This is a genomic window from Acidovorax sp. (assembly GCF_016783915.1).
Taxonomy (GTDB): domain Bacteria; phylum Pseudomonadota; class Gammaproteobacteria; order Burkholderiales; family Burkholderiaceae_C; genus Acidovorax.
On the sequence record NZ_JADHVT010000043.1, the window covers coordinates 1 to 23111 of the forward strand.

A 23111-nucleotide genomic window follows, 5' to 3' on the forward strand; every position below is an offset into this window, starting at 1 on the left:
TCATCTGGTCGAGTTGGGCCACGGCTTGTCCCACCTCGTTGATACTGGTGCTCTGCTCATTAGTGGACGCCGTGATCTCGGACATGATGTCCGTCACGCGTTGCACCGAGGTCACGATGTCGGTCATGGTAGTGCCCGCGTCATGCACCAGACGCGAGCCGTTTTCCACCTGCTCTACCGATGTATTGATCAGAGTCTTGATCTCGCGCGCCGCCTCGGCGCTGCGCTGCGCCAGGCTGCGTACTTCGCCCGCCACCACCGCAAAGCCCCTGCCCTGCTCGCCCGCACGGGCGGCTTCCACCGCAGCATTGAGCGCGAGGATGTTGGTTTGGAAGGCGATGCCGTCGATGACGCCAATGATGTCGTTGATCTTGCGCGAAGCCGCATTGATCTGGTCCATGGTGGTCACCACATTGCCCACCACCTGCCCGCCATGTTGCGCCACGCTGGACGCCTGGGCTACCAACTGGTTGGCCTGGCGTGCCGAATCTGCGTTGTGCCGCACCGTCTCGGTCAGCTGCTGCATGGAGGCCGATGTCTGCTGCAGGCTGGATGCCGTGAGTTCGGTACGCCCGCTCAGGTCCTGGTTGCCGGTCGCGATCTCTTCGGCGGCCACGCGTACCGAGCTGCTGGCGTCCCGGATCTGTGCGAGCACTCCGGAGAGCTTGCCCGCAAAGCTGTTGAAGCTGCCAGCGATCTGGGCCAGCTCGTCCTCACCGTGGGCGTCGATGCGGCGCGACAGGTCGCCATCACCGGCGCCGATTTCATGCATCGCGTCACGCACCAGCGTGAGCTGACGCAGGCGCCGCGTCAGAACCACGCCCAGCAGCCCCACGGCCACCACCAACACCAAAACGCTGGAGATCAGCGATGTGGCCAGCATGGCCCGGATAGGCGCCATGGCCTCGCTTTCATCCAGGGCCACCACCAGCATCCACGAGGTGCCCGCGATGGGCACCACGCTGAGCAACCGGCTGCGCGACGCGATGTCCGCCTGCAACAGGCTTTTGTCCTTGGATGCTGCCAGCAGCTTTTCGACCGCGAGGTCTTTGGACAAATCTGCAATGGGCTTGAGGGTCAACGCCTGGTCGCGGTGGGCAATGATCTTGCCGTCTGCAGACACCAGAAACCCGAAGCTCTGCGGCGTGGGCTGGATGGAAGCCACGTTGGCAACCACCGACTCCATGTAGACATCGCCAGCGGCCACGCCTTTGAGTGACGCACCCGCTCCTACCGGGGTCGCAAAAGTCACCACCAGCTTCTGGTCGGATGCCGAGATGTAAGGTGGCGTGACCACCGATGTTCCGGCCTGCGCGGCCTGCTTGTACCAGGGTCGCGCAGTGGGGTCATAGTCGGCGGGCAGGTTGCGAGTCTCTGAAAACACGTACTTCTTGTCCGCGTAGCCAAAGTACGCCGTGCTGAACTTGCCCGCGTCGCGCAGCATGGCCAAAGACTTGGCAGGTTCGGGATCTTCGAAGGCGGCGACGGAGGCCGCGATGATCGTGGCCTTGGCACGGGCCCACTCCTCAATGGTTTCTGCATGGCTTTTGGCAGTCGCCATGCCCTCTTCGGCCAGCGAGACCTGGGCCTGTGCACGCGCCGAAAAGTAGTTGACCAACGTCAACACCATCAGGGCAGCCACCATGCAGGTAGCAGAGAGGACCAGGATCTGGCCCTTGAGCGTCTTCAGAAGCGACATGAAGCCCCCTTGAACCGCCCGCGCAGGCGGTGTTGAGGCATGTTACATCCGGTAGCAGTCTGTGCGCCAGTGGGGGTTTGTGCGCCCCTGCAAGGATTCGGCCAGAAAAACAACAACGGCCCCGAAGGGCCATTGGAGGAGCACCAGGCCGGTGCTCGCGGTGCCAGCAAGAGCGGAGCAGGACCGCCCTTTGAGGGTTCAGCAGGCTTAGCGGGCGTCCGCCTTGGTGTCGCTGAACCGGCCGTAGCTCTGCAGGCGCTCGTAGCGGCGGTCCAGCAAGTCTTTGGTCTTGAGGTCTGCCACCTGGCGGAAGGCATCGCCCAAAGCGCGCTTCAAAAATGCGGCCATCTGCTTGTGGTCGCGATGGGCGCCGCCCACGGGCTCGCTCACGATCTTGTCCACCAAGCCCAGGGCCTTGAGGCGGTGGGCGGTGATGCCCAGGGCGTCAGCGGCCTCTTGCGCCTTGTCGCTGGTCTTCCAGAGGATGGACGCACAGCCTTCGGGGCTGATGACCGAGTAGATGGCGTATTGCAGCATCACAACCTGATCGGCCACGCTGATGGCCAAGGCGCCGCCGGAGCCGCCTTCGCCAATGATGGTGGTGATGATGGGTACTTCGAGCTGCGCCATCTCAAAGATGTTGCGGCCAATGGCCTCGGACTGGCCGCGCTCTTCGGCATCAATGCCCGGGTAGGCGCCGGGCGTGTCCACAAAGGTGAACACGGGCAGCTTGAATTTCTCGGCCGTCTTCATCAGGCGCAGGGCCTTGCGATAGCCTTCGGGCTTGCTCATGCCAAAGTTGCGCATGGCGCGCTCCTTCGTGTCGCGTCCCTTCTGATGGCCCAGCACCATGCAGGCGTGGCCGTTGAAGCGCGCGAGGCCGCCCACGATGGACAGGTCGTCCGCGTAGTGGCGGTCGCCGTGCAGCTCGACGAAGTCGGTGAAGATGTCGCGCACGTAGTCGAGCGTGTAAGGGCGCTCGGGGTGGCGGGCGATCTTGGTGATCTGCCAGGGCGACAGTTCGCTGTAAATGTCTTTGGTGAGTTGCTGGCTCTTCTTGCTCAGCTGGTCGATCTCTTCCGAAATATCGACGGCACTCTCGGTCTGCACGTAGCGCAGTTCTTCAATTTTGGACTCTAGCTCGGCAATGGGCTGCTCGAAATCCAGAAAGGTCTTTTTCGCCAACGTTTTTCTCCTTGGGGATCGCACCCGGCGGGGCTGCCACGAATGGCACGCACTGTAACCGGCGTGCCTGCAGTGGTGTCAATAGGTTACAGGCAGGGGGTCCAGAGACCGCCAAATATACCAAGTCGCGACGCTGCACCAGGGCTTCCAGGCCTCGGCCACCTCACGGGCGTCGCTGCGGCTCACAGGGTCGCCAGAGAAGTAATTCTGGCTGATGCCACTGATCAACCCCACGTCATCGAGGGGCAAAACATTGGGCCGCATCAAATAGAAGATCAAAAACATCTCGGCCGTCCAGCGGCCAATGCCACGGATGGCCACCAGCTCGGCAATGATGGCCTCGTCGTCCATGGCGGCCCAGTCCTTGACGTGCAGCTTGCCACCCTCAAAGTGCATGGCCAGGTCCACCAGGTAGTCCACCTTGCGGGCAGACAGGCCAGCGGCCCGCATATCGTCGATCTTGAGCTTGAGCACGCTGGCGGGCTTCATGCCGCGCGGCAGCAGCGCCACAAAACGCTCCCACACGGCCTGCGCCGAAGCCACTGACACCTGCTGTCCCACGATGGAACGCGCCAGCGTGATGAAGGGGTCGCCCTTGGTCTGCAGCGCGGCATCGCCAAACTGCGGGATCAGGCGCTTCATCACCCGGTCTTTTTTGATCAGGTGCTTGCAGGCCTCCGCCCAGTAGTCGGGCGTGGCGAGCACCAGGTCCGGCATCGGCGCATCGTTTGCTATCTTTTTAGAAGCTGCCACAGCTTATCCTACCTGCGTCACGAGCACATATGACATCAAAAAATGGCTCACTGTGCAGCTTCCCAGGTCGTGCCCGCAGCGGAGTCCTTGAGCACGATGCCCTGGGCCAGCAAGGCATTGCGGATGCGGTCGGCCTCGGCAAAGTTCTTGGCGGCCTTGGCTGCGGCCCGGGCTGCAATCTGCGCCTGAATGTCGGTCTCCGCCATGCCAGAAGCACCGGCCTGCAGGAAGGCCCTGGGGTCGCCCTGCAAGATCCCCAGGCAGCCACCCAGCGCCTGGAGCAACCCCGCCAGCTCGACCGAGCGGGTCTTGTTGACCTCGCTGGCCAAGTCAAACAGCACCGCCACAGCCTCCGGCGTGCCGAAGTCCTCGTCCATCGCGGCCTTGAAGCGGGCCGCAAAAGGGTTGGTCCAGTCGATAGACGCCACGTCGGCCGGAGTCACCAGGCTCAGAGCGGTGTACAGCCGCTTGAGCGCCTGGCGCGCGTCATCCAGGTGGGCATCGCTATAGTTCAGCGCGCTGCGGTAGTGGGCCCGCACGATGAAAAAGCGCACCGTTTCCGCGTCATAAGTCTTGAGCACGTCGCGGATGGTGAAAAAGTTGCCCAGGCTCTTGGACATCTTCTCGTTGTCCACGCGCACAAAGCCGTTGTGCACCCAGAACTTGGCCAGGGGCTTGCCCGTGGCACCTTCGCTCTGGGCGATCTCGTTCTCGTGGTGGGGGAACTGCAGGTCTGCGCCGCCGCCGTGGATGTCGAAGGTCTCGCCGAGCGTGGCGCAGCTCATGGCCGAACATTCAATGTGCCAGCCAGGGCGGCCTGCTCCAAAAGCGCTGTCCCATTTTGCTTCTGGCGGCTCCTCGGGCTTGGCGGACTTCCACAGCACAAAGTCCAGCGGGTCGTCCTTGCCGTCCAGCACGGCCACACGCTCTCCGGCGCGCAGTTCATCAAGGGACTTGCCCGAAAGCTTGCCGTAGCCATCGAACTTGCGCACGGAGTAGTTCACATCGCCGTTGCTCGCCCGGTAGGCAAGGCCCTTGCCTTCCAGCTGGCCGATGAGCGAGAGCATTTGGGGCACATACTCGGTAGCGCGGGGCTCGACCGACGGCGGCTCGATGCCCAGCAGGCCGATGTCCTGGTGCATGGCGGCAATCATCTCGTCAGTGAGCTGGCGGATGGTGATGCCACGCTCCAGCGCACGCTTGATGATCTTGTCGTCGATGTCGGTGATGTTGCGCACGTAGGTCACGCGCAGGCCGCTGGCCTTGAGCCAGCGCTGCACCACGTCGAACGCCATCATCATCCGGGCGTGGCCGATATGGCACAGGTCATAAATGGTCATGCCGCACACATACATGCGCACATGGCCAGGTTCGAGCGGGGAAAAGTCTTCCAATGCACGCGACAGCGTGTTGTAGATGCGCAAACTCATGGGATTTCAGTAACGGGAGACTTGATGGGGTGGGCGAGGCAAAGAAACTCACCCGGCAGCAGCGGAACTCGGCCCTTGACAGGGGGTGGCCCGGCAAGGGGCGTCCAGCAAAATCACCAGCGGCAACAGCGTACCGTCATGACAACCCCCTCAGCTACAATCCGCCGCAGTATAAGCCCCCGCCCGGGCTGGCTGCCGCCCAACTCCTTTGTACCCCCATGAAGCAAGTCCGACGCACACTCCCACGCCTACTGCGCCTTCTGGCACTGACCGCCCTGATGGGCACGGGCGTGGTCCACGCGGACGACTATGCCGACATCACCCAGTTGCTCAAGGCTGGCAAGGCGTCCGAGGCGCTGGCCAAGGCCGACCAGCGCCTGGCCGCCAACCCACGTGACCCGCAGCTGCGCTTCTTGCGCGGCGTGGCCCAGACCGACTCGGGCAAGCAGGTCGACGCCATCGCCACCTTCACCAAGCTCACCGAAGAGTACCCAGAGCTGCCCGAGCCCTACAACAACCTGGCTGTGCTGTACGCCAACCAGAACCAGCTGGACAAGGCCCGCACGGCGCTGGAAATGGCGATCCGCACCAACCCCAGCTATGCCACAGCGCAGGAAAACCTGGGCGACATTTACGCCAAACTGGCCAGCCAGGCCTACAACAAGGCGCTGCAACTGGATGCCAACAACGCCAACTCGGTCAAGCCCAAGCTGGCACTGATCCGCGAATTGTTCTCCAACGAACCCGGCAGCAAAACCGGTCGCCCTGCTGCGGCAGCGCCAGCGCCCGCCGTGGTGGTGACCCAGCGCCCGGCACCCGCTCCAGCGCCCGCCGCCGCGCCAGCAGCTGCAGCCCCGGCGCCAGCGCCTGCCGCCGCTCCAGCACCAGCTGTCAGCCCCGCTCCGGCTGCAACGGCTCCCGCACCCGCCCCAGCTCCTGCGGCTGCCAGCGACGCGTCCACCCAGGCCGTTACATCCGCCGTACAGGCCTGGGCTGCGGCCTGGTCGTCCAAGGACATGAAGGGGTACCTGGGCGCGTACGACAAGTCGTTCGATCCACCTGGTCGCCAAGGCCGCGCTGCCTGGGAGAAGGAACGCGAGGCGCGCATCGTCGGCAAATCCAAGATCAGCGTGAAGCTTTCTGACATCACCGTGTCCGTACAAGGTGACAAGGCCACGGCCCGGTTTCGCCAGGCATACAGTGCCGACTCGCTCAACGTGAGCAGCCGCAAGACGTTGGACCTCGTCAATAACAACGGCCGCTGGACCATCGTTCGCGAATCCACAGGCGGTTAACCATGGCCCCCGATGCGGCGCCTGCGCCTTCCGCGCGGGCTTTTTTTTTGCCCTGACAGTCAGCTGATAGATGGTTTGCATGTTTGTGCCCCTGACCAACGCAGGCCGCAGGGCAGCATCGGCGGTGCTGTTGCTGCTGGGCCTCTCGTTGGCCACGCCAGCCCTGCCGCAGGGTGCCAAGGCCCGCCGGGCGGCTGCTGCGCATGCGGCATCCACCACACCCCCGGTGGCGCCCACACCTGCTGAGCTGCGCGACGGCCAGGCGGAAGCGCGCCTCATGGCGGTCTACAAGCTGGTGGCCGAGGGCCGGGGTCGCGAGGCGCTGGCCCAGGCCGAAAGCCTGGCGCGTGACTACCCCAACTTCCAGCTGGCGCAACTGGCGGTGGGCGACTTGCTGATGTCGCGTACGCGCCCCTTGCGGCATCTGGGCGATGTCGCCCCCGAACCCGACTCGGCCCGCAGCATCCAGGCTGCTGCGGCATTGGCCGAGCTGCGCACCGAGTCGCGCCAGCGCGTGGATGCACAACGCAGCCGCCCGCCTGCCAATGCCATCCCCGCGCAGTTCCTGGAGCTGTCGCCGCGCTCGCGCCACGCGATCGCGGTGGACACCTCGCGCTCGCGCCTGTACCTCTTTGAAAACACTGCCCAGGGACTGCGGCTGGTGGCCGACTATTACGCCTCGGTGGGCAAGCTCGGCATCGAAAAAGAGGTCGAGGGCGACCAGCGCACCCCACTGGGCGTGTACTTCATCACCAGCCGCCTGGACCCTGCCAAACTCAAGGACTTCTACGGCGCGGGCGCCCTGCCCATCAACTATCCCAACCCCCTGGACCAGAGCCGGGGCAAGACGGGCAGCGGCATCTGGCTGCATGGCACGCCGCCCGACCAATTCTCGCGCGCGCCACTGGCGACCGACGGTTGCCTCGTGCTGGCCAACCCCGACCTCGAACGCATCCTGCGCACGGTGGAGCCCCGCTCCACCCCCGTGGTCATTGCACGCCAGTTGCAATGGGTTCAACCCCACAGCGTGGCGGCCGACCGCAAATCGTTCGAAGCTGTGCTCAACGCCTGGCGCACCGCCAAGACCGAGGGAGACATGAAGCGCCTGCTGGGCTTTTATGCGCCCGACTTCCAGAGCTACCGCAAGAAGCCGCTGGAGGAATGGACCCAGGTGCTGCAGGCCGAGGCCCGCGCCCTCAACGGCCGGGAACTCCAGCTCAAGGACAAGTCTTACCTGCGGTGGACGGACTCGGCCGACACCATGGTGGTAACGTTCGGCGAAGTCGCCGAAGGTGCCCGCACAGGTCCTGTCAAGCGCCAGTACTGGACGCGCCGCGGCCAACAATGGCAGATCTTTTTCGAAGGAGTGATTGGATGATTTCCAGAAGAAATTCGACGGTAGCGCTGGCAAGTATTGCCCTGGCTGCTATGTTTACAGTAGCACCGGTGCAGGCCCAAGATGCCCCCAAGGTCAAGCTGGCCACGTCGATGGGCGATATCGTGGTGCAGCTCGATGCGGCCAAGGCCCCCAAGACGGTCGAGAACTTCCTGGCCTATGTGAACAGCAAGCACTACGACGGCACGATCTTCCACCGCGTCATCGACGGCTTCATGATCCAGGGCGGCGGCTTCACCCCCGACATGCAGCAAAAGCCCACCAAGGCCCCCATCCCGCTCGAAGCCAAGAACGGCCTCAAGAACGACAACTACACCATCGCCATGGCGCGCACCGGCGATCCCAACTCGGCCACTTCGCAGTTCTTCATCAACGTGAAGGACAACGGCATGCTCAACGCCCCCAACCCCGACGGCCACGGTTACGCCGTGTTCGGCAAGGTGGTCGAAGGCACCGCCGTGGTGGACAAGATCAAGGCCGTGGCCACCGGCAACAAGGGCCCCTACCAGAACGTGCCTACCACACCCATCACCATCAACTCCGCCACTGTGGTGAAGTGAAGCAGACCATTTTTTGAAAGAAGCAAAGCCATGAGCAACCCCCAAGTCGAACTGCACATCACCGGTTACGGTGTCATCACCCTCGAACTCGACGCCGCCAAGGCACCCAAGTCGGTCGAGAACTTCCTGGCCTACGTGAACAAGGGCCATTACAACAACACCATCTTCCACCGCGTGATCCCCGGCTTCATGGTGCAAGGCGGCGGCTTTGAGCCCGGCATGACCCAAAAGGGCACCGACGCGCCCATCGAAAACGAAGCCAACAACGGCCTGAAGAACGCCAACTACACCGTGGCCATGGCCCGCACCAGCGACCCGCACTCGGCCACCGCCCAGTTCTTCATCAACGTGGCCGACAACGGCTTCCTGAACCACACCGCACCTTCGGCCCAGGGCTGGGGCTATGCCGTGTTCGGCAAGGTTGTGTCGGGCACCGACGTGGTGGACAAGATCAAGGCCGTGAAGACGGGCCGCAAGGGCTTCCATGACGACGTGCCGAAGGAAGACGTGATCATCGAGAAGGCCGTCGCCCTCTGAGCATGGCATCCCCCTGTGGCGCTGCGCGCCCCGCTGAGGCCACGCCAATGTCGGCCGCCCATTGCAGGCCGCAGCGCAAGGGATGAACCACCCAGCCTCCCCCGTGACCACGACCGTGCCCCGGTTCGAGGAGCTTGTCGCTCCCTCGCATTGGCGCACGGTCGATTTCATTTCAGACCTGCACCTGCAGGCCAGCGAGCCCGCCACGGCGGCCGCATTCCAGCAGTATCTGGAAGGCACCACGGCAGACGCCCTCTTTATCCTGGGCGACCTGTTCGAAGTGTGGGTGGGCGACGATGCCATGAGCGAGCCCAGCAGCTTCGAAGCCCGGGGCTGCGCACTCCTTCGGGCCGCCGCGCGGCGCCTGCCGGTGTACTTCATGCATGGCAACCGCGACTTCCTGGCGGGCCCTGCCTTCCTGGCTGGGTGCGGCATCACCGGCCTGGAAGACCCCACAGTCCTGGTCTTTGGCGGCCAGCGGTATGTCCTGAGCCACGGCGACCTGCTGTGCCTGGACGATGTGGACTACCAGCGTTTTCGCCTGCAGGCCCGCAGCGCCGCCTGGCAGCAGCAGTTTCTGACCCAGCCTCTGGCCACGCGCCGCGTGCAGGCGCGCGGTATCCGCCAGGAGAGCGAGGCGCGCAAGCAGTCTGGGGCCACGTACGCCGATGTGGACAGCCCCGCCGCCATCGCCTGGATGCAGGCCGCAGGCGCCCACACCCTCATCCACGGCCACACCCACCGGCCAGCCGACCATGTGCTGGCTCCGGGTCTGCAACGCGTGGTGCTGAGCGACTGGGATGCCACAGCATTGCCCCCCCGGCTGGAAACACTGCGTTTGTCCAGCGCGGGCTTGGAACGGCTGCCCCTGGCCCCCAAGTAACAGCGGTCATGAACTGAGCGGGCCCACCTCCCGCAGCCCGATCGCCATGCCCCCCTTGCTCAACCGCCTCTGGCGCCGCGTGCGCGCCACCGTGGCCCCCGTACCGGACATCTCCGCCACGTTGTGGCTGCAGACCATTCAGCGCTACCCGTTCCTGGCCGCACTGTCGCTGCACGACCAGGCCAAGCTGCGCGTGCTGAGCGCATTCTTTCTGCACCACAAGGAATTCCACGGCGCCCATGGCCTCACGGTGACCGACGCCATGGCCATCGACATTGCCGCGCAGGCCTGCCTGCCCCTGCTGCATTGGGGCGACCCCGCCAAGGCGCTTGGCTGGTACGACGATTTCGTGGGCATCGTGCTGCACCCCGGCGAAGCCATCGCACGCCGCCAGACAATGGACGAAGCGGGCGTGGTGCACGAGCACACCCAGGTGCTGCTGGGCGAGGCCATGGAGCGCGGCCCCCTCATACTCAGCTGGCAGCACGTGGCCAACGCCACCGAGAACACGGCGCGCGGCCACAACGTGGTGGTGCACGAGTTCGTCCACAAGCTCGACATGAAAAACGGCCAACCCGACGGCTGCCCGCCCTTGCCTGCAGGCTTCATGGGCACACGCACCGGCCGCGCAGCATACGAAGCGTGGTGGGCAGCCTGGGAACCTGCTTACGAGCAGTTCCGTGAACGCGTCATCCTTGCCGAGCGCTTCGGCGCAGAACGCCCCTGGCTGGACGCCTACGGCGCCACCTCGCAGTCCGAGTTCTTCGCCGTGGCCTGCGAGGCGTACTTCGTGAACCGCGCTCGGCTTGCCCAGGATTTTCCCGGGTTGATGCCGGTGTTGGATGCGTTTTTTCGCCCGCCTTTGCGCTGACCCAAGCGGCGCATAAAACACTCCCCGATGGAACCAAGTTGGTCTCTGCAACTGCGCCACAGTAACCAAGAGTTACTTGGCAGTTGTAGCGCACGCCACATAGACTCGTCGCGCCACACGCCGTGCACAACGGCTACTTTTTTCATCCAAGGGAGTTTCATGTCAGACATTGCATCCAACGAAAGACTGCGACGTATCGGCCTGCTGGCCGCATTGATTGTCCCCGCGCTCACTGCCTGTGGCGGCGGCTCTGGCGGCTCTGTCGAGTCACCAACGCCCGCCCCGCCGTCCCCGGCCCCAACAGCCACTATGTCCCTCTTGGCGGGCAATACCAGCGGGGCGGGTAACCAGGATGGTGCCGCACTCACCGTCGCGCGCTTCAGCCTCGGCCTTGGTGGAATGGCGGTGACCGGCGCAGGCGAAGTCGTCATTGCAGACGGTCACCGGATACGCAAGCTCAGCGCTGACCAGGAACAGGTCAGCACCTTGGCGGGCGGCGGGGCTATGGAGACTTCTGCCCTCACCAACTATGCGGACGGAAGCGGTTCTGCAGCACGATTCTCCTATCCCAAGGCCGTGGCTGTAGACGCAGCGGGGAACACCTATGTGGCAGATACAGCGAACCACCTGGTGCGCAAAATCAGCACATTAGGAACCGTCACAACCCTGGCCGGGAAAGCAGGGGTGTGTGGGACCCAGAACGGCGCCGGTGAAACCGCGACCTTCTGCAACCCCACCAGCATCGCTGTGGACAAGGTTGGTAACGTGTACGTCTCCCAAGGCTCCGCCACGGAAAACCCCATCCGCAAGATTACCGCTGCCGGTGAAGTGAGTACGTTCATCGGCAAAGCCAGCCTGTCCGCCGGCGGAACGCCAACACCTTGGGGCTCCATCCCCTACTACCATCCCGTGCTTTTGGCGATTGACTCGATGGGGACACTCTTTGCGGCAGACCCCAACGATCACGTCATCCGCAAGTACACCGCCGACGGTCAACCCATTGTGGTGTCTGGCACACCAGTCCCCAACAATGAAGGTGATACGGATGGCGTGGCCTCTGCCGCTAAGTTCCGAACCTTCCTGGCCGTTGCATTCGACTCTGCGAATCGTCTGCACGTGCTAGGCCCTGACAACTCCGGCTACCCGACCATACGGCGAATTAGCAGCGATGGGTCTGCAACAACCCTTGTTCGGGCGCAGTCCTGCGCCGCCCAGGATGGAGTTGTTACCAGTTCGCCAGGGCCCCTGTGCACCGCGAACCAAATGGCCGTCAAAGCCAATGGCGACTTCCTCGTTGCCGAATACGGTCACAACGGCAGCGGCTACAAGTACAAGCAATTGCGCAGTTATACGCCTCAAGGAGCCTCCATCGTGGTTGCAGGAATACCTTCCGCCGATGGAGCTGATGACGGGCAAGGCAGCAGTGCGCGATTCAACAGACCAGGCGCTCTGGCTTTCAACCCGTCGGGGGCTCTGTATGTGCGCGACAACGGTAACGACAGCATTCGCACGGTGCAGGCAGACGGCCTAGTGCGCACTCTGGGCAAGCCAGACGGGCATTGCACGGCTGTCACCGGCATGGCCAGCGAATTCCTGGCCCTGTCGGGCCCAAACAGCGGGTCCCTGCGATACAACGGTGGCCCGCTGGCCACTGATAGCTCGGGGAGCCTTTACACCGTCAATGAGGAGCGCGTCCTCAAGATGAGGGATTGCCAGGTCACGCTCCTGGCGGACCTGAAACCGTTTCTGGAAAAGTCCACCATTTTCATGCCCAACAACGCATCGGGTATTGCGGCAGACAGCAAGGGCAACATCTACGCCTCAACCCTCAAGGGTGCTATTTTCAGGATCGACACCAAGGGCGAGGTCACGTTGTTCGCGGGTAACGTGGGAACATTGGGGCATGCGGATGGACAGGGCTCAGCGGCACAATTTTCGGCGCCAGGCTCCATGACCATCGATGCGGCAGACAATCTCTATGTAGTCGATGGCCTGACCAGCATCATCGTCAAAGCGGGCCCCACCATTCGAAAGATCACGCCGTCCGGGCTGGTCAGTACTCTGGCGGGCAATCCCAACGCTGCACCTGGCTACGCGGATGGCGCCGGTAATTCCGCATTGTTCACGATGGGTAATACCTCATCTGGAGAGACTGCCAGCCTCGCCGTGGACAACAAAGGAAACGTGTATGTCACCGACCCCGTCAACAGCGTAATCCGCAAGATTGCCACCGACGGCCAAGTCACCACGCCGGTGGGCCAAGTGTGGCAGTACGGCTATGCCGCGGGTGCTTTGCCGGGCATCATCAACCGCCCTGCGGGGATTGCAGTGCGCAACTCCACGATGTACATCTCCGTGCCGAACGCGGTGCTGCAGGTCGGACTGCCCTGACGATGAGGCTGACGAAACGCAAAGCAGCAATGCAATGCGTCTGCAGCAACTTCGCCCCCTTCATGTGCGGACGCGCCATCGTTCACACATGGGCACTGACAGGTCTTCGGCCATACGGATGTAGCCGAGCCTGACTCGGCCCTCTTCATTCGTATTCGCCAGCCCACCCAGCTGGCCCCTGCACAACCCAGCAGTGAGCGCACGGCCATTTAAGAAAATGGCTGCGCAGCTCTCTACCTCCAGCAGCATCGCCAGGCAAGCTCGCGCAATGCAGCCTCTGCTGCCTTGACAAACGTGCAGCCCTCGGCTGGCCGTAGGGTTTGCACTTCATCGCATTATTTTGATATTTCGTCTAATTTTGGACAAATTGGACAGACGCCCGCACGCCTTTCTTCGCCCCTCAGCCCCCAACGTCCCGCAGCGCGAGGCCCGGGTGATAGCGTTCTCCTCAGGCAACCACGCACAGGGCATTGCGCTTGCCGCGCGCGAGATGGGCATCCCGGCCACCATCGTCATGCCGCAAGACGCGCCAGCCACCAAGGTGGCGGCCAGGCAGGGCCACGGTGCTACCGTGGTGTTCTACGACCGCTACCCATAAGACCGCGAGCAGATCACCCCCGACCTAGCGCAGCAAAATGGCATCAAGCTGATCCCGCACTACGACCATGCCGATGTGCTGGCCGGCCAGGGCACGGCTGCCAAGGAGCTGTTCGAGGAGGTGGGCCCGCTCGATGCATTCTTTGCGTGCCTGGGCGGCGGCGGGTTGCTGTCAGGCTCGGCCCTGGCCACGCGCGCACTCTCGCCCCAGACCAAACTCTATGGCGTGGAGCCTGCAGCGGGCAACGATGGACAGCAGTCGTTCCGCAGCGGCTCCATCGTGCACATCGACACCCCAACCACCATTGCCGATGGTGCGCAAACCCAGTACCTGGGCCACATCACCTTCGCCATCATCCGCCGCGATGTGGACGACATCCTTACGGTGACGGACGAGCAGCTGGTGGATGCCATGCGCTCTTTTCTTCCCAGCGCATGAGGCTGGTGGTAGAGCCCACCGGTTGCTTGGTTTCTGCTGCGGCGCGGGCGATGCAGAGCGAGCTCAAGGGCCAGCGCGTGGGCGTGCGCGTCAGCGGCGGCAACGTGGAAATAGCACGGTTTTGCGCCTTGGTGGAAAGGTGATAGGCGGCCACCCAGCCCATGCGTATGGAAAAGCTGTCACGCCGACAGGGCTTGTTCCACCGCCGCCTGGGCCTCTTCTAGGCTACTAAAAAACCGCGTGGATTGGGGCATCGCCTTGGGCAAATGGGCGGGCGCCGGCCACAGGCGATCATCTGCCCAGGCGGCTGTCCACCCCCCAATGTCCTTGCGCTTGACGGCGCAGATAGCCTGGCCGTCCACCATCGCAGTCCAGGTGGTAGGCAGGTTGTTGTCCCAGCTGACATGTGCCATGGCGCCCTCCAGCAGTTGCTCGGTTACAGCCCATTCTAGGAAGCTGTTACAGGCTGGGCAATGTGTTCGACCCCAGGGGAGACAGGTGGGGCCGCGCGGTGACCAGGTGGACAAGCGCATGGTGAAAAAAATCAGAGCTTAAACAGACTTTGTCACTATCAAATATTCACTGATAGCTACAAAATATGTAGCAAAAAACCGTCACATTAGAGCTTCGTTCGCCACCCCGTATCCGACTTCACCTGATGTGGAGAGATGGACCTAACGTCCCTCTCCCCCACCGGCGGCCACAGCCTCCCGTACAAGCCCCACCCAGACGCCCGAACAATACAACGCCGATAAAATGGACACCGGCTGCAGTAAAGGTCGCACCCAGTAATACCAGGCACCAAACGGCAGGCCATGCACGTGCTGGCCCTGCTGCGCCACATGGACGTTGGCCACCACCACACACACCAGCAGCGCCGCCAGCCCCAGCCCCAGCCCCGCCAGCTTGTGCAGGCGCGGCCACCACAGGCGATCCAGCAGGCGCTGAGGCAGCTGGAGGGCGCCGGACTCCACGGCCTGTCGATGCGCGAGATTGCCAAGGCGGTGGGTGTGTCGCACACGGCGGCCTACCGCCACTTTGCCGACAAGCAGGCCCTGCTGGACGCCATGGCCGAACAAGGCTTCCAGGCCCTGCGCCAGGCCAGCCGCGAGGCGGTAGCGACCGCCCAGGGCAGCCCAGACCGACTGCTGGCCAGCGGCCTCGCCTATGTGCAATTCGGGCGCCAGCACCCCCGGCAACTGGCCCATATGTTCGGCGCGGCAGCCCGGGCCACCGCGCCTGCGGGCCGTGGCGGCCGATCTGTTCAATGACCTGCAGACCCTGGTGGCCGAGGGCCAGCAGCACGGAAGCTTCCGCACGGGCAACCCACGCGCACTAGCCCATGGATACTGGGCTATGGTCCACAGCCTGGCGCTGCTGCAAGGCGGGCACCTGCTGGGCCAGCACCCCGATGCAGATGTCAGTGCGGATGCCTCCACCGATGCCGTTGCACAGTGGCCAGGCGAAGCAGCCACTCGACAGGCGCGCGAAGCGCTTGGAGTGCTTGTGCAGGGCATGGTGCCCGGCGAGGCTTCGTGAACCCACTGCGGCAGTTACCACGCCGCCTTGCCAGACCGTACCGAAATGCGCCGACATGAGGGCTGCGGTGATTCAGGCAGAGCATGTCGGTGCGCATGTCTTTCTGCACGGTAACAGTGAGTTACCACTCAGTAAAAGTACATGCCGCCTACATAAACTCGTTGCGTCGCAACCCATGCGCAACAACCAACACCGTTCCGAGGGAGATTCATGTCAAACACTGCATTCAATGAACGAATGCGACGCATCAGCCTACTGGCCGCACTCGTTGCCCCGATGCTCACCGCCTGCGGAGGAGGCTCTGGCGGCTCGGCTGAAACACCTGCGCCCCCTCCACCCGCACCAGCGCCAACTACCACGCTCTCACTCCTTGCTGGCAATACTGACGGGCCTGGCAATCAGGATGGGCCCACCAGCACCACCGCACGCATCGGTAGCCCAGGGGGGATGGCACTGACCAGTACGGGCGAAGTGATCATTGCAGACATCGGCAACGCCCGCATCCGAAAACTCAGCGCCAACCACGAACAACTCAGCACCCTGGCCGGCAGCGGGGTCGGGGTGGCCCCCGGCAGTCAATCCCCGAACTACGCCGACGGCGCAGGTTCATCCGCAAGGTTCCACAATCCGCAGGCAGTCGCTGTAGATGCAGCAGGCAATACCTATGTGGCCGATGCCAGGAACCACTTGGTGCGCAAGATCAGCGCATCGGGAGCCGTGACCACCCTCGCGGGTCGGGCAGGCGTGTGTGGCAACGACAATGGCGTGGGCAGCGCCGCCACGTTGTGCGAACCTACCAGCATCGCAGTGGACAAGTCGGGAACGGTGTACGTATCAGAAATCAAGCGGTCACCACAGACTGCCATGTCCGTGGCCAATCCTATTCGCAAAATCACAGCAACCGGTACAGTGAGCACGCTCACCAGCAAGGCAAGTCAGTACCCATCGCTGGGATACGTTTCGGGTCCAGCTGTCGAGTGGTACCACCCTGTGCTCCTGGCAACCGATTCGGCTGGAACCCTCTACGCAGCCGACCCCAACGACCATGTGATCCGAAAATACGCGGCAGATGGCCAGGCCAGCGTGCTGTCGGGCACCGTGGCCCCCCGCAACGAGGGCAGCACGGATGGCCCCGCCTCTGTGGCGCAGTTCGGCGATCTCCAGGCCATCAGCTTTGACCCGGCGGATCGCCTGTTCGTTCTGGACAACAACGGACGCCCTGCCATCCGCCAGATTGGCTCTGACGGTAGCGCCACGACGCTGGTGCGTGCCTCATCCTGCAGCATCCCAACAAATCTTGTGCCCGGCACCCTGTGCACAGCTTCCCAGATGGTGGCCAAGGCCGGGGGCCAGTTCCTGGTGGCCGAGGTCGGCATCGGCAATAGTCAATCGAACCACTATTCGCAGCTTCGCAGCTATACCGTGCAAGGCGCATCTACCGTGGTCGCCGGGCTTCCGTCTGCCGCAGGGAGCAGCGATGGCCAGGGCGGCACTGCGCGCTTCGACACGCCAAGCTCACTGGCCTTCAACCCAGCGGGCACCTTGTATGTGCGAGACAACCTCAATCGCACCATCCGCACAGTACAGACGGATGGCCTGGTGCGCACACTGGGCAAACCAGACGGGCATTGCACAGCGGTCACAGGGATGGGCGACGAGGTCTTGTCCAGCTTCTTCGCGCCCCTGGCGACCGATAGCGCGGGCAACCTCTACACCATCCAGGAAGGACGCATCCTGAAAACAAGGAATTGCGAAGCCACCCTATTGACGGACCTCACTCCTGCGCTGGACAAAGTCCCGACACTCTTCAGCAGCGCTGCCTCAGGCATCGTTGCAGACAGCGTCGGCAACATCTTTGTATCCACCTTGAAGGGCGCCATTTTCAAGATCGACGCCAAGGGAAAGGCCACCCTCTTCGCGGGCAGTGTGGGTACAGTGGGGCACCTGGATGGGCAAGGCACAGCGGCGCAGTTTTCAGTGCTGGGCAACATGACCATCGACGCAGCGGGCAACCTCTACGTGGTCGATGGGCTCTTCCAGGATAAAACCAAGATAGGCCCCACCATCCGCAAAATCACCTCGACCGGGACGGTGACCACACTGGCAGGCAACCCCGCTGCCGCGCAAGGATATGCGGATGGCTCGGGTGCAGCCGCTGTGTTCACTGTGAACCATGAGTTCGGAAGCAACCAGCCGACTGCCAGCCTCGCCACAGACAAAAATGGCAATGTGTATGTCACCGACCCCATTAACCATGTCATCCGCAAGATCACCCCCGACGGCCGGGTCACCACTCCCGTGGGGCAGGCATGGCGCCAGGGCTTTGCTGCGGGCGATCTGCCTGGCATCATCAACCGACCGATGGGCATAGGCATTCGCGATTCGATGATGTACATCACCGTCCCGAACGCGGTGCTGCAGGTCAAGCTCCCCTGACGGAGGAGAGAGAAAGTCGAAAGCCCCCGGACGCTATGCGATGGCACGGCGTCCGGGGGCTTTTCTGTTGCGCTTGCGGGATGCTGCCTGGACCGCTGCTACCGCAGCCCGGCCCGCGCCACACGGGCGATGTGTGCGGCATCCACCCCAAAAAATTGGCGCAGTGCAGCCCGCGTGTCGCTGCGTCCAAATCCATCCGTGCCCAGGGTCACATACTTGCGGCCCTCGGGGATGAAGGCGCGCACCGTCTCGGGCACGGCGCGCACGTAGTCGGTGGCGGCCACCACGGGCCCACTGGTGGCTGCCAGTTGGGCAGCAAGCCAGGGGGTACCGGGGTCAACCCCTTCTTCACCTGCCAGCGCGCGCTGTTCGCAAGCCACGCCGTCGCGGGCCAGCTCGCTCCAGCTGGTGACGCTGAGCACGGTCACATCCAGGCCTTCGCTGGCGAGTTGTTCTGCGGCCTTGACCACCTCGGTGAGGATGGCGCCGGAGCCCATCAGGGTGACGCTTTTGGACGAAATCGCGCTGTCGCGCTGGTGCATATTGCCTGAATAGCTCCTGAAAACATAGCAACCACGCAGCACACCTTCTGCCGCACCGGCGGGCAAGTCGGGCTGTGCGTAGTTCTCGTTCATCAGCGTGACGTAGTAGAAGACGTCACGCTGCTCGGTCACCATCTCGCGCATACCGGCGTCGATGATGACGGCCATTTCTCCCGCGTAGGCCGGGTCATAGGCCTTGCAGTTGGGAATAGTGGCGGCCACCAGGTGGCTGCTGCCGTCCTGGTGCTGCAGGCCCTCGCCGCCCAGTGTGGTGCGGCCCGAGGTCGCGCCCAAGAGGAAGCCCCGCGCACGCTGGTCCGCCGCAGCCCAAATGGCGTCGCCCACGCGCTGGAAGCCGAACATCGAGTAATAGATATAAAACGGCAGCATGGCCAGGCCGTGCACGCTGTAGCTCGTCGCAGCAGCCGTCCAGCTGGCGATGGCACCGGCCTCGCTGATGCCTTCTTCCAGGATCTGGCCGTCCAGCGCCTCGCGGTAGCTCAGCACCGAGCCGATGTCCTCGGGCGCATAACGCTGGCCCACGCTGCTGTAGATGCCTACCTGCTTGAACAGATTGGCCATGCCGAAGGTGCGCGCCTCGTCGGCCACGATGGGCACGATGCGCGGGCCCAGCGTGGCGTCTTTGAGCAACGTGCCCAGCATGCGCACGAAGGCCATGGTGGTGCTCATCTCCTTGCCATCGGCCTGCAGCGCGAACTGCGCGTAGCTTTCGATGGCGGGCAACGGCAGCGCGTCGCAGGTGGTGTCGCGGCGTGGCAGGTAGCCGCCCAGTGCGTCGCGGTGGCTGCGCAGGTAGCACATCTCGGGGCTGTCTTCAGCCGGCTTGAAGAAAGCGAGACTCGTGGCCTGCTCGTCGGAGAGGGGCAGGTTGAAGCGGTTGCGAAACTCGATGAGGTCCGTCTCGTCCAGCTTCTTCTGGCTGTGCGTGGTCATCTTGCCCTGGCCGGCGGTGCCCATGCCGTAGCCCTTCTTGGTGTGGGCGAGGATCACCGTGGGCTGGCCCTTGTGGGCGGCAGCGGCGGCGTAGGCAGCGTGGATCTTCACCAGGTCGTGCCCGCCGCGCTTCAAGCGATCAATCTGCTCGTCCGTCATGCCTTGCGCCAGGGCGGCCAGCTCGGGGTTCTGGCCGAAGAAGTTGTCGCGGTTGAAGCGGCCGTCCTTGGCCGCGAAGGTTTGCATCTGGCCGTCCACCGTGCCTTCGAGCGTGCGCACCAGCGCGCCGGTCAGGTCGCGGGCGAACAGGCCGTCCCAGTCGCTGCCCCACACGAGCTTCACCACGTTCCAGCCCGCGCCGGCGAACAGGCGCTCCAGCTCGTCGATGATGCGGCCGTTGCCGCGCACGGGGCCGTCCAAGCGCTGCAGGTTGCAGTTGACCACCCAGACCAGGTTGTCTAGGCCCTCGCGCGCGGCCAGGGTCAGCGCACTCATGCTCTCGGGCTCGTCCATCTCGCCGTCACCAAACACGCCCCACACCTTGCGCCGCGCGCAGTTGAGCAGGTTGCGGTGCGTGAGGTAGCGCATGAAGCGCGCGTGGTAGATGCTGCTGATAGGGCCGATGCCCATCGACCCGGTGGGGAACTGCCAGAAGTCCGGCATCAGCCAGGGATGCGGGTAGCTCGACAGGCCCTGCGCGCCTGCACCCGGCGCCGTCAGTTCCTGGCGGTAGTGCATCAGGTCCTGCTCGGACAGGCGCCCTTCCAGGAAGGCGCGGGCATACACGCCGGGCGCGCTGTGCGGTTGAAAGAACACCAGATCGCCCCGGTGCTGCCCTTCGCCCAGGCCTTCACGGGCACGAAAGAAATGGTTGAACCCGCTTTCGAAAAGATCCGCAGCACTGGCGTAGCTGGCAATGTGCCCACCCAGCTCGCCATACGCTTGGTTGGCCCGCACCACCATGGCCAGCGCGTTCCAGCGCACGATGGAAGCCACGCGCTCCTCAATGGCCAGGTCGCCCGGGAACACAGGCTGGTTCTGCACCGCCACGGTGTTCACATACGGCGTGTTCAGGTCGGGCTGCCAGCCAATGCGCTGCGCGCGCGCCACCCGCACCAGCTCCTGCAGCATGTGCCGCGCTCGCTCGGGGCCTTCGGTGGCGACGAGTGCCAGGAAGGCGTCGCGCCACTCGGCGGTTTCTTCGGGGTCGGCGTCCAGGGGGGCGCCGGTGGCTTGTTGCAACAGGGCGTGGGGTGTGAGGGCGTTCATGGAGGCCACTGTAGCGAGGCTGGCTCCAAATGAGTTGCCGTTTTGCCTTTCGCGACGCGTGCCTATAGCACTTTATGCCGCCAAAACCATAAACTGCGGCATATGAAACTGGATACCCTCGATTTGCGCATTCTGGCCGAGCTGCAGGCCGATGGATCTTTGTCCAACGTGGAGCTGGCGCGGCGCGTGCACCTGTCGCCCTCGCCCTGCCTGGCGCGGGTGAAGGCACTGGAGGCGGCAGGCGTCATCAGCCGCTATGTGGCGCTGGCCAATGCGGCGGCGCTGGGGCTGGGCCTGAATGTGTTCATCAGCATCAGCCTCAAGGCGCAAAGCAAGGAAGCCCTGGCCGACTTTGAACGCCGCATTGCCGAGCACGATGAGGTGATGGAGTGCTACCTGATGAGCGGCGACAGCGACTACCTGATTCGCGTAGCGCTTGCCGACATTGGGGCGCTGGAGCGTTTCATTCTGGAGCAGCTGTCGCCCATTCCGGGCGTGGAGAAGATCCGGTCGAGCTTTGCACTCAAGCAGGTGCGCTACAAGACCGCCCTGCCCTTGCCCAGCGCCTGAGCATGCTCACTGCTGCAAGCAGCGCTGCGAACCCTATTTGCGCGCCACGCCGCTCGTGGCCACGCGCTTGCGCAGCTCGCGGATCAGCGCCTTGGCACGCTCCTCGTTGGCGGGGCCCATGCGCAGCAGGATCTTCTGGCCGCTGGGCAGCGCCTCCAGAGCGGGGTCCACAAACTCGTAGCGCACCCAGGGCCGCAGGTTGGGCACTTCGGTGTTCACGGGCGTGAGCTTGACCTGCAACGGGCCCGCAGGCTCGGGCGCCAGCAGCAGTTGGTCCAGCACCGCCACCAGGCGGTCGTTGAAGTAGTGCCGGGGGTAGCCCAGTTCTTCGTACGCTTGCTGAAACAGCGGGTACAGCCGCGCATAAAGCGCCACGGCAGGCTCCATCGGCACCGCCTCGGCAAACGTCAAAAAGGCGCCGTAGCGCGCGGCGTTGGCGGCAGCGATGGTGGTGGGCGCATTGCCAGTGCCGTCCACTGCAAACCGCTGCGCCGTGGGCTGCACGGGCCACATGCGCGATGGCGCATGGGCGCGGCCCAGGTTGTCCACGGTGGCCACCACACGGCGGACGAAACCATCGGTCTGCAGAAACACCGCAAGCTTGTCGCGGCCCAGCAGGTCGGCCAACAGCTCTGCAACCCGAGGGTCGGACTCGGCCAGCGCAGGCAATGCGGTATCGGGCGGCGCCAGCGCATCCACAGGGTTCTGCTGCCCCGACGCCTCGGGGGCGGTAGACGGCGCAGCGGGTGCTGCAGGGGCCGTAACCACAGGGGGCGGCGCTATCACAGGTGCCACGGGCCGCAGCCAGAACCACCATGCAACCCCAGCCGCCACGGCGCATACCAGCGTGACCAGCACCGCCCAGAGTGCGGGGGAAGTGCGCTCTGGTGCGGGGCGGAATTCTGCAGTGTCTTGATCGGGCATGGGCTCTCCTTCAACACAGGAACAACCCTTGTCCGAGCCTCTACAGCGTCAGGCGTTCCCTGCCAGTCCCCCAAGGGCGACTTGCCCGATTGGATCGCCACACGCCCACGACCTGGTAACGCGATGTAGCCAGCATCGGGTTGGCCCGCCCACAAAAGACCTGTTTAAAACGCCGTCGGCGTGGTGGACAGCGATTCCAGCCAGGTCACCGTAGCCGCCAACTCGGACGGGCGAATTTCGTGCGCGCTGGGGAACTCGCGGTACGTCACCGTCACCGGCAGTGGCGCCATGTGGTGGGCGATGGCCTGGGCGTTGGCCAGCGGGATCACGTTGTCGTGGGTACCGTGGCTCAGCCACAGTTGCTTGCCGCGCAGCGCATCGGCGGGCGCTGTGAGCGGCACCACCTGCGGCAGCAAGCGGCTGTGCCACACCAGGCCTGCATGCATCAACGCGGGTCGGGTGAGCAACAGCGACAGCGCCATGATGCCGCCCTGGCTGAAGCCGCCCACCACCACCCGCTCGGGCGGAATGCCCAGCTGCTCGGCGGCAGACTCGACCGCCTGGGCCACCAGGGCGCGGCTTTGCGCCTCCTGCTCTTCGTTGATGGTGCGCTCGCCGCCAGGTTCGATAGAAAAATCAAACCACGCGTGCGAACCCGGCCCCATGCGAAACGGCGCCCGCAGGCTCAGCACATGGAACCGGTCCGGGATCTGCGGCGCCAGGCTGAACAGGTCCTGCTCGTTGCTGCCCACGCCATGCATCAGCACCAGCAGCCAGGGGCGAGGCGTGGTGGCGGCAGCGGGGCGCTGCAAAAAAGTGAGCGGCAAGGTAAGCATATATG

General features: G+C 64.0%; 19 protein-coding genes and 1 pseudogene. 12 read left to right on the forward strand and 8 right to left on the reverse strand.

The annotated features are described in order from the left end of the window. From ISS20_RS10585 to cysS, 4 genes are all read right to left on the reverse strand, one after another. Positions 1 to 1699: methyl-accepting chemotaxis protein (locus ISS20_RS10585; RefSeq protein ID WP_291436361.1), on the reverse strand; the 1699-nt coding region annotated here is incomplete at its 3' end. Between the two features lie 207 nt (positions 1700 to 1906). Next, complete coding sequence (locus ISS20_RS10590; protein ID WP_056747083.1) at positions 1907 to 2884, reverse strand: acetyl-CoA carboxylase carboxyltransferase subunit alpha; 978 nt, start codon at positions 2882 to 2884, stop codon at positions 1907 to 1909. A gap of 78 nt (positions 2885 to 2962) precedes the next feature. Then, positions 2963 to 3601, reverse strand: coding sequence for a DNA-3-methyladenine glycosylase 2 family protein (locus ISS20_RS10595; protein WP_291436436.1), 639 nt, complete (start codon positions 3599 to 3601; stop codon positions 2963 to 2965). An 83-nt stretch (positions 3602 to 3684) separates the two neighbouring features. Further along, positions 3685 to 5067 (reverse strand): cysteine--tRNA ligase, encoded by a 1383-nt coding sequence (gene cysS / locus ISS20_RS10600; RefSeq protein WP_291436365.1) that lies wholly within the window; start codon positions 5065 to 5067, stop codon positions 3685 to 3687. A gap of 218 nt (positions 5068 to 5285) precedes the next feature. Here cysS and ISS20_RS10605 point away from each other — a divergent pair, with 218 nt between their 5' ends. The 8 genes and pseudogenes from ISS20_RS10605 to ISS20_RS10640 all read left to right on the forward strand — a co-directional run. Then, positions 5286 to 6362 (forward strand): tetratricopeptide repeat protein, encoded by a 1077-nt coding sequence (locus ISS20_RS10605; protein WP_291436367.1) that lies wholly within the window; start codon positions 5286 to 5288, stop codon positions 6360 to 6362. A 79-nt stretch (positions 6363 to 6441) separates the two neighbouring features. Next, positions 6442 to 7740, forward strand: coding sequence for a L,D-transpeptidase family protein (locus tag ISS20_RS10610; protein ID WP_291436369.1), 1299 nt, complete (start codon positions 6442 to 6444; stop codon positions 7738 to 7740). Next, positions 7737 to 8318 (forward strand): peptidylprolyl isomerase, encoded by a 582-nt coding sequence (locus tag ISS20_RS10615; protein WP_291436391.1) that lies wholly within the window; start codon positions 7737 to 7739, stop codon positions 8316 to 8318. Before ISS20_RS10610 ends, ISS20_RS10615 begins: the two co-directional genes overlap by 4 nt. Positions 8319 to 8348: 30 nt before the next feature. Continuing rightward, positions 8349 to 8855 (forward strand): peptidylprolyl isomerase, encoded by a 507-nt coding sequence (locus ISS20_RS10620; protein ID WP_121419538.1) that lies wholly within the window; start codon positions 8349 to 8351, stop codon positions 8853 to 8855. An 82-nt stretch (positions 8856 to 8937) separates the two neighbouring features. Next, positions 8938 to 9738, forward strand: a complete 801-nt coding sequence (locus ISS20_RS10625; RefSeq protein WP_291436396.1) for a UDP-2,3-diacylglucosamine diphosphatase — start codon at positions 8938 to 8940, stop codon at positions 9736 to 9738. Positions 9739 to 9784: 46 nt separating this feature from the next. Then, on the forward strand, positions 9785 to 10609 hold the full coding sequence (locus ISS20_RS10630; RefSeq protein WP_291436398.1) for a M90 family metallopeptidase: 825 nt from the start codon (positions 9785 to 9787) through the stop codon (positions 10607 to 10609). Between the two features lie 309 nt (positions 10610 to 10918). Beyond that, positions 10919 to 13000: a hypothetical protein gene (locus ISS20_RS10635; RefSeq protein WP_291436400.1), complete on the forward strand. Its 2082-nt coding sequence runs from the start codon at positions 10919 to 10921 to the stop codon at positions 12998 to 13000. 433 nt (positions 13001 to 13433) lie between these two features. Further along, positions 13434 to 14179: pseudogene (locus tag ISS20_RS10640) on the forward strand (pyridoxal-phosphate dependent enzyme); the annotation flags it as partial. 36 nt (positions 14180 to 14215) lie between these two features. Here ISS20_RS10640 and ISS20_RS10645 read toward each other — a convergent pair. Next, positions 14216 to 14449, reverse strand: a complete 234-nt coding sequence (locus ISS20_RS10645) for a hypothetical protein (protein WP_291436401.1) — start codon at positions 14447 to 14449, stop codon at positions 14216 to 14218. A 402-nt stretch (positions 14450 to 14851) separates the two neighbouring features. Between ISS20_RS10645 and ISS20_RS10650 the strand changes: the two genes are divergently transcribed. The 3 genes from ISS20_RS10650 (at position 14852) to ISS20_RS10660 (ending at position 18011) form a co-directional block, all read left to right on the forward strand. Continuing rightward, positions 14852 to 15307 carry a TetR/AcrR family transcriptional regulator gene (locus ISS20_RS10650; RefSeq protein WP_291436403.1) on the forward strand — a complete coding sequence of 152 codons (456 nt, stop codon included), beginning with the start codon at positions 14852 to 14854 and terminating at the stop codon, positions 15305 to 15307. Next, positions 15285 to 15575, forward strand: coding sequence for a hypothetical protein (locus ISS20_RS10655; RefSeq protein WP_291436405.1), 291 nt, complete (start codon positions 15285 to 15287; stop codon positions 15573 to 15575). The genes ISS20_RS10650 and ISS20_RS10655 overlap by 23 nt, the downstream gene beginning before the upstream one ends. Before the next feature lie 447 nt (positions 15576 to 16022). Further along, complete coding sequence (locus tag ISS20_RS10660) at positions 16023 to 18011, forward strand: hypothetical protein (RefSeq protein WP_291436407.1); 1989 nt, start codon at positions 16023 to 16025, stop codon at positions 18009 to 18011. Between the two features lie 98 nt (positions 18012 to 18109). Here ISS20_RS10660 and mdeB read toward each other — a convergent pair whose 3' ends face one another. Next, the gene (gene mdeB, locus ISS20_RS10665) at positions 18110 to 20776 is read right to left on the reverse strand and encodes an alpha-ketoglutarate dehydrogenase (RefSeq protein WP_291436409.1); all 2667 of its coding nucleotides are present in this window, start codon (positions 20774 to 20776) and stop codon (positions 18110 to 18112) included. 102 nt (positions 20777 to 20878) lie between these two features. Between mdeB and ISS20_RS10670 the strand changes: the two genes are divergently transcribed. Beyond that, a complete protein-coding gene (locus tag ISS20_RS10670) occupies positions 20879 to 21346 on the forward strand; it encodes an Lrp/AsnC family transcriptional regulator (RefSeq protein ID WP_099730725.1) in 468 nt (155 codons plus the stop codon). 33 nt (positions 21347 to 21379) lie between these two features. Here ISS20_RS10670 and ISS20_RS10675 read toward each other — a convergent pair whose 3' ends face one another. Together ISS20_RS10675 and ISS20_RS10680 are read right to left on the reverse strand one after the other, a co-directional pair. Further along, the gene (locus ISS20_RS10675; protein WP_291436413.1) at positions 21380 to 22270 is read right to left on the reverse strand and encodes a DUF3014 domain-containing protein; all 891 of its coding nucleotides are present in this window, start codon (positions 22268 to 22270) and stop codon (positions 21380 to 21382) included. A gap of 164 nt (positions 22271 to 22434) precedes the next feature. Then, on the reverse strand, positions 22435 to 23106 hold the full coding sequence (locus ISS20_RS10680; RefSeq protein ID WP_291436415.1) for an alpha/beta fold hydrolase: 672 nt from the start codon (positions 23104 to 23106) through the stop codon (positions 22435 to 22437). Positions 23107 to 23111: the final 5 nt, after the last annotated feature.